The sequence below is a fragment of the Bacillus sp. ABP14 genome (genome assembly GCF_001831375.1).
Taxonomy (GTDB): Bacteria; Bacillota; Bacilli; order Bacillales; family Bacillaceae_G; genus Bacillus_A; species Bacillus_A paranthracis.
In genome coordinates this window covers 4,498,593-4,511,819 of the sequence record NZ_CP017016.1, presented here as the reverse complement: position 1 = coordinate 4,511,819, position 13,227 = coordinate 4,498,593, and the positions used below count along the sequence as shown (strand labels likewise).

The window sequence follows — 13,227 nt, the reverse complement described above, 5'->3', positions numbered from 1 at the left end:
AGATCAGAAATATACAAGGAGGTAGTTGTAATGGCTATTGAATGGGTAAAAGAAGGCAATTACGAAGATATTATTTATTCAACATACAATGGTATCGCAAAGATTTCGATTAACCGCCCTGAAGTACATAACGCATTCCGTCCTAAAACGGTAATGGAGTTAATCGACGCTTTTGCACATGCTCGTGATGATGCAAATGTTGGCGTTATCATTTTAACAGGTGAAGGTGGACGTGCATTCTGTTCTGGCGGCGACCAAAAAGTTCGCGGTCATGGTGGATATGTAGGTGACGACCAAATCCCACGTCTAAACGTATTAGACTTACAACGTCTAATTCGCGCAATTCCTAAACCAGTTATCGCAATGGTAGCAGGTTATGCAATCGGTGGAGGACACGTACTTCATATCGTATGTGACTTAACAATCGCTGCAGACAACGCAGTATTTGGACAAACAGGTCCTAAAGTAGGAAGCTTTGACGGTGGATACGGAGCTGGTTACTTAGCTCGTATGGTAGGCCACAAGAAAGCTCGCGAAATTTGGTACCTATGCCGTCAATACAACGCGCAAGAAGCGCTTGATATGGGCTTAGTAAATACAGTAGTACCATTAGAACAACTTGAAGCAGAAACAGTACAATGGGCAGAAGAAATCTTAGCAAACAGCCCAATGGCACTTCGTTTCCTAAAAGCTGCATTCAACGCAGACACAGACGGTCTAGCTGGTATTCAACAACTAGCTGGAGATGCAACGTTATTGTACTACACAACTGACGAAGCAAAAGAAGGTCGCGACGCGTTCAAAGAAAAACGCCGTCCAGACTTCGGTCAATTCCCTCGTTTCCCGTGATCAAACTAAAAGCGGAAGCAGCTCGTTCAGAATGTGAGGGGGATGGAGCTTCTGACGTAGAGGCGCTTTTTGCCTCGTAGGAAGAAGTGAAGCCACCGAACATTCTAGCTGCTGTAGCTGGATGTTTTAAAAGCGGAGCCGACTGTTTAGCTCCGTTGGCTAAGGTTCTTTCGCACAGAAAGTGTTTTTTACTTTCTCGTGCGGAAGGTTCTTAGACGGAAGGGGCTAGGAGGCGCAGCTGGATAAGATCAAACCGGAAACAAAACAACTAAGAGACTTGATGTCATATCAAGTCTCTTTCTTTCATGAAAGGAGAATGAGTGATGGAGACGATGCCAAATTGGTTAATGCAACGTGCATTTTTAACACCAGATCGCACTGCAATTGAAATAGAGGAAGAGAAAGTTACTTTTATGCAGCTACATGAAAAAGTAGTATCTGTTTGTGAACACCTCACACATATAGGAGTGAAGCGTGGGCAAAAGGTGGCTGTTCTGATGAAAAATGGTATGGAGATGATTACAGTTATTCACGCCCTATCGTACGTAGGTGCAGTAGCTGTGCTTTTAAATACGCGTCTTTCAAGAGAAGAGCTACTTTGGCAAATGGATGATGCTGAAGTTATTTGTTTAGTGACGGATCAAGATTTTGACGCTAAAGATATTCCTGTCTATTCATTCGCCGAAATGATGAATGGACCAAAAGAGGAAGCCTCTATACAAGAAGAATTCTCTTTAAAAGAAGCGATGACAATTATTTATACGTCTGGGACGACAGGCAAACCGAAAGGCGTTATTTTAACGTACGGCAATCATTGGGCAAGCGCGGTTGGCTCTTCGCTTAATTTAGGGCTTCGTGATGATGATTGCTGGTTAGCTTGTATGCCGATGTTCCACGTTGGCGGCTTATCTCTTTTAATGAAAAACATTATGTACGGCATGCGCATTTTACTCGTTCCGAAATATGATGCGGATTTTATTCATAAAGCACTTCAAACGAGAGGCGTAACGATTATTTCTGTCGTTTCTAAAATGTTAACTGATTTATTAGAGAGACTTGGAGAAGGAACATATCCATCTTCTTTACGATGTATGTTACTTGGCGGAGGACCAGCGCCGAAACCGTTATTAGAAACGTGTGTAGATAAAGGGATTCCTGTATATCAAACGTACGGTATGACAGAAACGTCTTCGCAAATTTGTACGTTATCCGCGGATTACATGTTAACAAAAGTAGGTTCAGCCGGAAAACCACTATTTCAGTGCCAACTTCGTATCGAAAAAGATGGCGTCGTAGTACCGCCATTTGCGGAAGGCGAAATCGTAGTAAAAGGACCAAATGTAACAGGCGGTTACTTTAACCGTGAAGATGCGACGCGCGAAACTATTCAAAACGGATGGCTTCATACTGGTGACCTCGGTTATTTAGATGAAGAAGGATTTTTATACGTATTAGATCGCCGCAGTGATTTAATTATTTCTGGCGGGGAAAATATATATCCGGCTCAAATTGAAGAAGTGTTGCTTTCTCATCCGATGGTAGCGGAAGCAGGTGTCGTCGGGATGACTGACGATAAATGGGGACAAGTACCGGCTGCTTTTGTTGTAAAAAATGGAGAAGTAACAGAAGAGGAAATTCTTCATTTTTGCGAGGGGAAATTAGCGAAATACAAAGTGCCGAAAAAAGCATGTTTCTTAGAGGAATTACCACGAAATGCTTCGAAAAAATTGTTAAGACGAGAGTTAAGACAATTAGTGGAGGAGATGTAGGTGGAAATAAAAAAAGCGGCACTTCATATAACAGAAATGCCACTCGTAATCCCGTTTGCTGCAAGCTACGGAACTTATGAAAAGCGTGAGAGCATCGTTATTGAATTAGAAGATACGGATGGACATATTGGATTTGGTGAAGTCGTTGCCTTCTCTGAACCGTGGTATACGGAAGAAACAGTGAAGACAGCGCTTCATGTACTTCAGGATTTTTTATTACCTGATTTATTGAAAGCTGAAATTTCCCACCCGAATGAAGTACCTGGTTTGTTCCAGCATATAAAGAGAAACCGAATGGCAAAGGCCGGAATTGAAGGAGCTGTTTGGGATTTATATGCGAAGCGACAAAAGAAGTCGTTAGCGACGTTACTTGGCGGAACCAGGGATGAAATTGAAGTTGGTGTTGTGATTGGTATCAATACAATACCGGTTATGTTAAAACAAATCGAGAAGTATGCAGAAGAAGGATACGAGCGTTTTAAAGTGAAAATAAAGCCAGAGCATGATTATGAGTTATTGAAAGAAATTCGTAAAGAGTTCCCGCACATCCCGTTAATGGCTGATGCAAATTCAGCCTATACATTAGCGGATACGGAGAAATTGAAACGATTAGATGAATTTCAATTGATGATGATTGAGCAACCGCTAGCGGATTACGATTTTCTTGATCATGCACAGCTGCAGAAGAAGATTGAAACGCCGATTTGTTTAGACGAAAGTATCCATAGTGTAGAAGACGCACGCGTTGCGATTACACTTGGCAGTTGCCAAATCGTTAATATTAAGCCGGGACGAGTGGGCGGATTAACAGAATCCATCCAAATTCATAATTATTGTATGGAACATAACATACCCGTTTGGTGCGGAGGTATGGTGGAGATGGGAATTTCACGAGCGCAAAATGTTGCGCTTGCCTCATTGCCGAACTTTACGATTCCAGGAGATATATCCGCTTCTAGTAGACATTGGGAGAAGGATATTATTTCACCAGAAGTGACGCTTGAGGGAGGGAAAGTGATTGTACCGCAAAGCGTTGATACTGAGTATGAAGTAGACCACGGAAGGTTGGCTGAAATTACGAAGCAGCGAATTGTTTTGGAGCGGTAGGTTGAGTCTTTCAAATAGCGGGCGAATTTCGTCGTTAATTGTCGGTAAGTCGATATATTTCAATAATCGCTGATATAATTCGAGTTACGGTCGATATATTTCAATAATCGCTGATATAATTCAGGTTGTGGTCGATATATTTCGAAAATCACCGATATAAATTTCATTTACTAAGGTTACTCCCACGAGTAACCTTTTCGTATTGTACAAATTGGATAGACTAGTTTACAATCGAGCGTATAAAGTGAAACTTTAATCAGTGGGGCATCCCCACTGATTATTAGCCCGCACCAATCGGGCTTTTATGGGCAGTTGATCTTCCACCTAACTTATTTGATTCACCCGAATTTTGAGGTGGGAGTCTTACTGCCCGCAAATAGCGGGGGAAAAGGGGGAGTAAAATGAAGCGCATTTCCATTTTAATAGCGGATGATGAGGAAGAAATTGCTGATTTAATTGAGATACATTTAGAAAAAGAAGGGTACCACGTCGTGAAAGCAGCTGATGGAGAAGAGGCTGTTCATATTATTGAAACGCAACCAATCGACTTAGTGGTTTTAGATATTATGATGCCGAAAATGGATGGGTATGAGGTGACGCGTCAAATTCGCGCGAAGCATCATATGCCAATTATTTTCTTGAGTGCGAAAACTTCGGATTTTGATAAAGTGACAGGTCTTGTATTAGGTGCAGATGATTATATGACGAAACCTTTTACACCGATTGAATTAGTCGCACGTGTAAATGCACAATTACGCCGATTTCTTACATTGAATCAGCCGAAAGTAGCAGAGAATAAATCTGCTTTACAGGTAGGCGGAGTTACTATTGATCCTGAGCGAAGAACGGTAAATGTGTACGGAGAACAAGTTGAATTAACACCGAAAGAGTTTGATATTTTATATTTATTAGCGAGCCATCCGAAGAAAGTGTACAATGTAGAAAATATTTTTCAGCAAGTATGGGCAGATGATTATTATGAAGGCGGAAATACAGTTATGGTACATATTCGTACGTTACGGAAAAAACTTGGGGAAGATAAAAGAAAGAACAAGTTAATCAAAACAGTGTGGGGAGTAGGTTATACTTTCAATGGCTAAAAAGATGAGAAGCTTTCGCTCGAAGATGGTTATGCTATTTGCGTTAAGTATGATATTTGCTGGTGGCGTAACGTATATCATTTATCAAGGGTTACGGATTTATTACAAATTAGTCGTTCGTTATGAGGATCCGTTAGCTCAAGTGCGTTTCATGATAAAACAAATTGGGGATGTTAATTTCTTTTTAATTATTTTCATCCCGCTATCCATTATATTTTTCTTCTTCCTTACTAAACCATACTTAAAATACTTTGATGAGATTTCAAGCGGGATTCATCATTTGGCGAACGGAGATTTTTCAAATGAAGTGCGCATTTCATCAAACGATGAGTTTGGAGAGATCGCACGTGAAATAAATGTTGCGAGTGAAAAGTTAAAAGAAGCGGTGGAAAGAGGAGACTTTGCTGAAAGTAGTAAAGACCAGCTCGTTGTAAACTTAGCTCATGATTTAAGAACGCCATTAACATCCGTGTTAGGGTATTTAGATTTAATTCTTAAAGATGAGAATTTAACAAAAGAACAAATTAAACATTTCTCCACAATTGCGTATACGAAATCGCAAAGGCTGGAAAGTTTAATTGATGAGTTATTTGAAATTACACGTATGAATTATGGCATGTTAAAGCTGGATAAAAAGCCGATTGATATAAGTGAGCTACTTATACAGTTAGAGGAGGAATTGTATCCGTTATTAGAAAAACATCATTTAGAAGCTAGATTGAATGTTGATCCTCATTTGCCGATTAACGGTGATGGAAAATTGTTAGCTAGAGTATTTGAAAACTTGTTAACAAATGCCGTTCGTTACGGATATGATGGGCAATTTGTTGATCTGAATGGGTATATCGATAATGGAGAAGTTGTCGTACAAGTTATGAATTACGGAGATAGCATTCCAGAAGAAGACTTACCGTATCTTTTTGATATGTTTTATACAGGTGATAAATCGAGGTCAGAGAACCGTGGCGGGACAGGCCTTGGGCTATTTATTGCGAAAAATATTGTTGAACAGCATAACGGTATGATTTCTGCTGAAAGTAATGTAGTTAGAACAATGTTTGAAGTGCGATTGCCAAAAGACGAGAACGTAACAATTTAATAAAAATTTAAACTTTACCCCACTTTTTATTTTAATAGTTTTTTCTATTCTAGACGTAAGTTACGTTAAGGAGGAACTAGAAATGAAAAAGTGGGTATTTATTTCTTTTTTTATCGCATGCACAATCTGTGTAGGCGTTTATATATCACCGTTATTTCAAAAAGAAATTGATGTGAAAATCGGCGGGGAAAATAGTGCAGTAAAGAATGAAAATATGAAAAAGGTAGAGGTTACAAAAGAACAAATTTATAAAGGGGATCTATTATTAGTTAATAAAGACTACCCAGTTAAAAAAGATAGTATTAGGTCTGATATTATAAATGTAAATCACAATAGTGAATTAGTAAGAGGTTACGTCATATTTGATAGAAACCTTCGCTTATCAAAGGGAGTTGTAAAAAAGTTTTTGAACGTGGTCGATGCGGCTGGAAAAGACGGAGTACAGCATTTTTTAATGAGTAGTGGGTATCGAGATTTTAAAGAGCAAAGTAAATTATATAAAGAAATGGGATCTGATTACGCACTCCCAGCAGGATACAGTGAACATAATTTAGGATTATCACTGGACGTTGGATCAACGCAAAAGAAAATGGAGAAAGCGCCTGAAGGTAAGTGGGTTGCAGAGAATGTATGGAAGCACGGTTTTGTATTACGTTATCCGAAGAATAAAAGTCATATTACAGGCATTCAATATGAGCCGTGGCATATACGTTATGTAGGATTACCGCATAGTGCTATTATGCAAAAGGAGAAAATTACATTAGAGGAATATTTGGACTTCTTAAAAGAGAAAAAAGAAATAACAACGGATGTGGAAGGTAAGAAATATACGGTTTCTTATTATAAAGTGTCCGGGAATAGGAAAGTGAATGTTCCAGCGAATAAGCAGTATGAAATTTCAGGGAATAATATGGATGGGGTTATTGTGACGGTTCAGGAATAGATAAAGAGGTTGTTCCGATTTGGAGCAGCCTTTTCGTATATAAGAAAGGGATGGACATTTTTGTCGGTAAATCAATATTCCTTGTCGAATCGTTGATATAATTTCTTGTACTATCAGCATTTTTGAGGTGCATCTTTTTATTTAATTTTAAACATTATAACGTTATATTTACTTCTCCCTTTTTTTGTGTTACGCTAAACGTGTGAAAGAGATATAAAATGAAACTTTAATGTAAGCGTATTCTTATGGCTTCTTATAGAAAAGGGTGGAAGTACAATGACAGAACGATTCGTACTACGTAATGTGAAACGTGTGAACGGGGAAGAGATTGACATTGTAATTGAAAATAATAAAATCGCACAGGTGACGAAAGCTGGTGCTGGCGAGGGTGGAAAGGTTCTTGATTACTCAGGTACTTACGTATCGAGTGGTTGGATTGATTTGCACGTTCATGCTTTTCCAGAGTTTGATCCGTATGGCGATGAGGTGGATGAAATTGGCGTTAAGCAAGGGGTAACGACAATTGTTGATGCAGGTAGCTGCGGTGCTGATCGCATTGCAGATTTAGTAAAAAGTAGAGAACAGGCAAAAACGAATTTATTTGCCTTTTTAAATATTTCTCGCATCGGTTTGAAACGAATTGATGAATTATCCAACATGGAATGGATAGATAAAGAGAAAGTAATAGAAGCAGTAGAAAAGTATAAAGATGTAGTCGTTGGGTTAAAGGCGAGAATGAGTAAAAGCGTCGTTTGTGATAGTGGAATTGAACCGCTACATGTAGCGCGCTCTTTATCCCGTGAAACATCATTACCGATTATGGTACATATCGGTTCAGCACCTCCTCGCATTGAGGAAGTTGTACCTCTTTTAGAAAAAGACGATGTGATTACACATTACTTAAACGGGAAAGAAAATAATTTATTTGATGAAGAAGGCAAACCGCTACCTGTATTACTAGATGCAGTGAAGCGCGGTGTTCATTTAGATGTTGGGCATGGTAATGCTAGTTTTTCTTTTAAAGTAGCAGAGGCGGCAAAGCGTCACGGTATTGCCTTTAATACAATTAGTACAGATATTTACCGGAAGAATCGCGTGCACGGTCCAGTGTATAGTATGGCTCATGTTCTTTCGAAATTCCTTTACTTAGGTTATCCGCTAGAAGAAGTGATTGATGCGGTGACGAAACATGCGGCAGAATGGCTTAAGAAACCTGAGCTTGGCCGTATTCAAGAAGGTGATATTGCAAATTTAACTTTATTTACGGTGAAAGATGAGAAGATTACGTTAATAGATTCAGAAGGGGATCAGCGCATTGCTGAAAGAAGAATTGATACGAAAGGGGTTGTAGTCAATGGGTCATTCATTGAATGCTAAGTACGGATTAAAAAGAGTAATAAATGCGAGCGGTAGAATGAGTATTTTAGGTGTATCCGCTCCGACAGATACAGTTATGGATGCGATGAAACATGGGGGACAAAATTATGTGGAAATTGCTGATTTAGTAGATAAAGCGGGAGACCATATTGCGAGAATTCTAGATTCAGAGGCAGCTGTTGTTGTGAATTCAGCATCGAGCGGAATTGCACTTTCTATTGCTGGTATCGTGACAGAAGGAAATCGCCGTAAAAGTGAAAGACTTCATCAAGAGGTCATCGCGAAAAATGAAGTGATCATGTTAAAAGGTCATAACGTTCAGTATGGTGCTCCTGTTGAAACGATGATTTACTTAGGCGGAGGAAAACTTGTAGAAGTTGGCTACGCAAATGAAGGGAAAGCAGAGCATATTGAAGATGCGATTGGTGAAAATACAGCAGCGATTCTGTATGTAAAATCACATCATGCCGTGCAAAAAAATATGATTTCTGTTGAAGAAGCATGGGAAGTTGCGCAGCGAAATAACGTACCACTTATCGTCGATGCGGCAGCTGAAGAAGATATTCAAAAATATGTGAAGTATTCAGACCTTGCCATTTATAGCGGTTCAAAAGCAATTGAAGGACCTACTTCTGGTATTGTTGGCGGGAAACGAAAATATATTGAGTGGCTGAAAGTGCAATTGCATTGCATCGGAAGAAGTATGAAAGTTGGGAAAGAAACAACATTTGGCTTACTTCAAGCGCTTGATGAGTACGGAGTAAAAGAAGATAAGAGTGAGCAAGAAAAAGAGTTGTTACAAGTACTTATGCCGCTAAAAGAATTAAACGGTGTAAATGTAACGATCGTTCAAGATGAAGCGGGAAGAGCAATCTTTAGAGCACGTATTCATATTAACGAGAATGAATTAAATAAATCGGCAAAAGACGTTGTGACAGCATTACGCAAAGGGGAAATCGCAATTTACACACGTGATTACGGAGTAAGACAAGGATTCTTTGATATTGATCCACGTCCACTTCAAGGTGATGATATACATGTGATTGAAGAAAAATTGAGAGAAATTGTAGGGGGAAACTAAAATGACAAACATTCAAAAACGTTTTTATAAAGGCCGCGTAGCATTAAATGTATTAGCGAACAATATCGAAAATGCAAAAGATATTTTTGAAGCAGCAGAAGGTTATGTAGTAGTGGGAGTGTTATCAAAAGATTATCCAACAGTAGAAGAAGCAGTTACAGCGATGAAAGCATACGGAAAAGAAATTGATGACGCTGTATCGATCGGACTAGGAGCAGGAGATAATCGCCAAGCAGCAGTTGTAGCTGAAATTGCGAAACATTATCCTGGTAGCCATATTAACCAAGTGTTCCCTTCAGTTGGAGCGACACGTGCAAATCTTGGCGGAAAAAATAGCTGGATTAATAGTTTAGTATCGCCAACAGGAAAAGTAGGGTACGTAAATATTTCTACTGGTCCAATTAGTGCAGCTGGAGAAGAAAAAGCAATCGTTCCAATTAAAACAGCGATTGCACTTGTACGTGATATGGGCGGAAATTCATTGAAATACTTCCCAATGAAAGGGCTAGCTCATGAAGAAGAATATCGTGCAGTTGCGAAAGCTTGTGCGGAAGAAGGATTCGCATTAGAGCCAACAGGCGGAATTGATAAAGAAAACTTTGAAACAATTTTACGTATCGCGCTTGAAGCAAATGTAGAGCAAGTTATTCCGCACGTGTACTCTTCTATTATTGATAAAGAAACTGGCAATACGAAAACAGAAGATGTTCGTGAATTATTAGCAGTCGTGAAGAAGTTAGTTGATCAATATGCGTAAGAAAATTGCAGCGTTCGGTGAAGTAATGATGCGCTTGCAAGTACCAGGATATGAATTGTTGTCGCAAGCTAACACATTAAATTACTCATTTTCTGGTACAGGTGTGAACGTGGCAGCAGCACTTTCTCATCTAGGGCATGAAGGGCTTCTTATTTCAACTTTACCGGAAAATTCGGTTGGAGATGCTGCATTATCTTACATTCAAAAATTAGGCGTGCAAACCTCGCTTGTTTCAAGAGGCGGTAAATATGTCGGCATGTACTTTTTAGAAAATGGATTTGGCGCACGTGCAAGCCGCGTTACATATTCGAATCGATTAGAAAGTAGCTTTAATACGGCATGTGAAGAAATGTATCAATTTGAAGAAATCGCGAAGGAAATTGATATCGTTCATTTTTGCGGGATTACACTTGCGATGAATGATACTGTGCGCCATCATATGAAATCTTTAGCGAAAGCAGTTAAACAAAACGGAGGCACTGTCGTTTTGGATTGCAATTATCGTCCATCACTTTGGGGAGAAGACGGATATAAACAGGCGAAACCGCATTATGAAGAAATGTTAGGGCTAGCTGATATTGTAATGATGAATGAAAAAGATGCAATGTTCGTTCTTGGAATGAAAACAGAAGAGACAGAGCGAGAAGCTCAACTTGTTGATCTTATTCCACAAGTAGCTGAAACATATCATATCACTACAATTGCTGGTACACATCGCTCTATTAATAGCGATAATACACACTCGCTGCGTGGATTTATATGTAAAGATGGTGCGTTCACTTTTGCAAAAACACTTACGTTTTCTGTATATGATAGAATAGGTGCTGGAGATGCTTATACGAGCGGGATTATTCATGGCGAGATAGAAGAGTTTGCACCAGAGAAAGCTGTTTCATTTGCGTCAGCAGCTGGAATGCTTGCACATACAATCGTCGGTGATACGCCAATGTCATCAGAGAAGGATATACTTCGGGCAATGACGGCATCAGTAGGTGATGTAGAAAGGTAGTGGGTGTAACGGTGAACGTAACGAGGAAAAAAGGACCATTATATTTACAAATAAAAAACATTATTCGTGATCGAATATTGCATGGTGTATATGCGATTCATACGAATATTCCTTCCGAACCGCAGTTAGAAGAAGAGTTCAAAGTGAGTAAAATTACAGTACGAAATGCGATTAAAGAACTCGCTCAAGAAGGGTATTTAGAAAAGAAAAGCGGTAAAGGAACGAAAGTCATCCGTAACACTTCTGCGACAAAACTGTCAAAGGGTAAGAAATTTACTGAAGTGTTAGTGGAAGAAGGATATAAAGTACAGAAGAAATTGCTAAAAGCAGAAATCGTTCAGAATGAAGAAGGAACAGTGCCATTTCAATTATTCGGTAAGGAGAGTTTTCGCATTGAACGTTTATATACGTTAAATGATGCACCGTACATTCATTATACGCACTATTTCTCAGCGAAAATGGCAAGTACAGATTTATCGGACTTTGACTTGCAATCGCTTTATGATTTAGTTGAAGACCGAGGCATTCATTTAGAAAACTTCAGAGATGAATTCGCTGTTGGACTTGCGCCTAGTTTCGTTGCAGAAGCATTAGGTGAAAAAGAGGGCACAGCGTTATTAAAACGAATGCGCTATTCTTACGATGAAGTTGGCGAAGTAATTGAATATAGCGAAGGCTACTACAATACAGAAATGCAGCATTATGTAGTGAATTATGACGTATAAAAAAGAGGGGATGTTCCCTCTTTTTTTATAAAGTAAGGGGAATGAGAGATGGATATATACTTATTAATCGTCACGTTACTTGCAATTGCGATTGTTATTTTAGGGGTATCATGGTGGAAATGGCATGCATTTATTAGTTTAACAGTTGCGAGTTTATTTTTAGCTATTATGTCTGGACTGAACTTAACGAAAATAGTGGCTGCCTATGAAACTGGTGTTGGTAGTGTACTAGGGCATTTAGTTGGTATTTTAGCTCTCGGAACAATTTTAGGGAAAATGATGTCTGATTCAGGGGCAGGCATGCAAGTTGCAGATTTCTTTATTCGATTTTTCGGCGTAAAAAAATTACCTTGGGCTATGTTATTTGCAGGGTTTGTTATAGGGATTCCCGTCTTTTTTGAAGTAGGGATTGTCATTTTATTACCACTTGTTATTTCAATTCGAAAAACAACGAAGCAAAACATATTATTAATTGCTTTACCTGTTATTGCTGGGTTATCTATTGTTCACGGGCTCGTGCCACCACATCCAGGGGCGATGACAGCAATCGGTATTTATAACGCGAACTTAGGAAAGGTACTTTTATATTCATTACTTATCGCGTTACCAACAGCCATTATCGCAGGACCGATATTTGCAAAGTGGGTACATAAAAGGGTTATACCTGAAAATGAACCAGAGCTTATTCGAGTTACGACTGTCTCAACTGATTTACCGAGTCGTAAAGTTTCATTCTTTATTATTTTATTACCAGTTGTATTGATGATTTTATCGGTCGTTGCACCATATATTTCATTACCGAAAAAGATGACTGAATTTTTTGTGTTTATTGGAAGTCCAGTAATTGCTTTACTTATTTCATGTTTCGCAGCATTTTATTTACTTGGAATAAGACAAGGAATTAATAAAAAGATGATTAAAAAATTAACAGACGAAAGTTTATTACCGGTCGGTTCCATTATTTTAATTATCGGTGCAGGCGGTGGATTTAAACAAATATTAATTGAAAGCGGCGTTGGAACGGCGATCGCGCAAATGGCAGAACATATATCGTTATCACCAATCGTATTAGCTTTCATGGTAGCTGGATTAATTCGAATTGCAACAGGTTCAGCGACAGTAGCATTAACGACAGCGGCAGGGATTGTTTCACCGGTTATTCAGCACATGTCTGGTGTAAATTTAGAGTTGCTTGTTATTGCAACCGGAGCAGGTTCATTAATGTTTTCTCACGTAAATGATGCAGGGTTCTGGCTTGTAAAAGAGTATTTAGGTTTGACGGTGAAGGAAACGTTTAAAACGTGGACGGTACTCGAGACATTGTTATCATTTATTGCATTTGGTTTTGCGCTTTTATTGAATATGTTTATTTAGAAGAGCCGATTTAAACGAATAGAGCACACAGAGAAAA

At 39.0% G+C, this 13,227-nt stretch carries 12 protein-coding genes; all 12 read left to right on the top strand.

Annotated features, from left to right (window positions below):
• The first annotated feature begins 30 nt into the window (after positions 1–30).
• On the top strand, positions 31–849 hold the full coding sequence (menB, locus tag BGI23_RS23575) for a 1,4-dihydroxy-2-naphthoyl-CoA synthase (protein ID WP_000963874.1): 819 nt from the start codon (positions 31–33) through the stop codon (positions 847–849).
• A 323-nt stretch (positions 850–1,172) separates the two neighbouring features.
• On the top strand, positions 1,173–2,618 hold the full coding sequence (locus tag BGI23_RS23565) for an o-succinylbenzoate--CoA ligase (RefSeq protein WP_070807058.1): 1,446 nt from the start codon (positions 1,173–1,175) through the stop codon (positions 2,616–2,618).
• Positions 2,619–3,725 (top strand): o-succinylbenzoate synthase, encoded by a 1,107-nt coding sequence (gene menC / locus BGI23_RS23560; protein ID WP_070807057.1) that lies wholly within the window; start codon positions 2,619–2,621, stop codon positions 3,723–3,725.
• 401 nt (positions 3,726–4,126) lie between these two features.
• Positions 4,127–4,825, top strand: a complete 699-nt coding sequence (locus BGI23_RS23555; RefSeq protein WP_070807056.1) for a response regulator transcription factor — start codon at positions 4,127–4,129, stop codon at positions 4,823–4,825.
• A complete protein-coding gene (locus BGI23_RS23550) occupies positions 4,818–5,924 on the top strand; it encodes a sensor histidine kinase (RefSeq protein WP_070807055.1) in 1,107 nt (368 codons plus the stop codon). The genes BGI23_RS23555 and BGI23_RS23550 overlap by 8 nt, the downstream gene beginning before the upstream one ends.
• Positions 5,925–6,006: 82 nt before the next feature.
• On the top strand, positions 6,007–6,867 hold the full coding sequence (locus tag BGI23_RS23545) for a M15 family metallopeptidase (protein WP_070807054.1): 861 nt from the start codon (positions 6,007–6,009) through the stop codon (positions 6,865–6,867).
• 276 nt (positions 6,868–7,143) lie between these two features.
• Complete coding sequence (locus tag BGI23_RS23540) at positions 7,144–8,244, top strand: amidohydrolase/deacetylase family metallohydrolase (RefSeq protein ID WP_070807053.1); 1,101 nt, start codon at positions 7,144–7,146, stop codon at positions 8,242–8,244.
• Positions 8,222–9,325 (top strand): DgaE family pyridoxal phosphate-dependent ammonia lyase, encoded by a 1,104-nt coding sequence (locus BGI23_RS23535; RefSeq protein WP_070807052.1) that lies wholly within the window; start codon positions 8,222–8,224, stop codon positions 9,323–9,325. Before BGI23_RS23540 ends, BGI23_RS23535 begins: the two co-directional genes overlap by 23 nt.
• 1 nt (position 9,326) lies before the next feature.
• Positions 9,327–10,082, top strand: coding sequence for a 2-dehydro-3-deoxy-phosphogluconate aldolase (gene dagF / locus BGI23_RS23530; protein WP_070807051.1), 756 nt, complete (start codon positions 9,327–9,329; stop codon positions 10,080–10,082).
• Positions 10,075–11,091 carry a sugar kinase gene (locus BGI23_RS23525; RefSeq protein ID WP_070807050.1) on the top strand — a complete coding sequence of 339 codons (1,017 nt, stop codon included), beginning with the start codon at positions 10,075–10,077 and terminating at the stop codon, positions 11,089–11,091. Before dagF ends, BGI23_RS23525 begins: the two co-directional genes overlap by 8 nt.
• Complete coding sequence (locus BGI23_RS23520) at positions 11,091–11,816, top strand: GntR family transcriptional regulator (protein ID WP_000539272.1); 726 nt, start codon at positions 11,091–11,093, stop codon at positions 11,814–11,816. Before BGI23_RS23525 ends, BGI23_RS23520 begins: the two co-directional genes overlap by 1 nt.
• 48 nt (positions 11,817–11,864) lie before the next feature.
• Positions 11,865–13,190: a gluconate permease GntP gene (gntP, locus tag BGI23_RS23515; RefSeq protein ID WP_000356148.1), complete on the top strand. Its 1,326-nt coding sequence runs from the start codon at positions 11,865–11,867 to the stop codon at positions 13,188–13,190.
• The last annotated feature ends 37 nt before the right edge of the window (positions 13,191–13,227 follow it).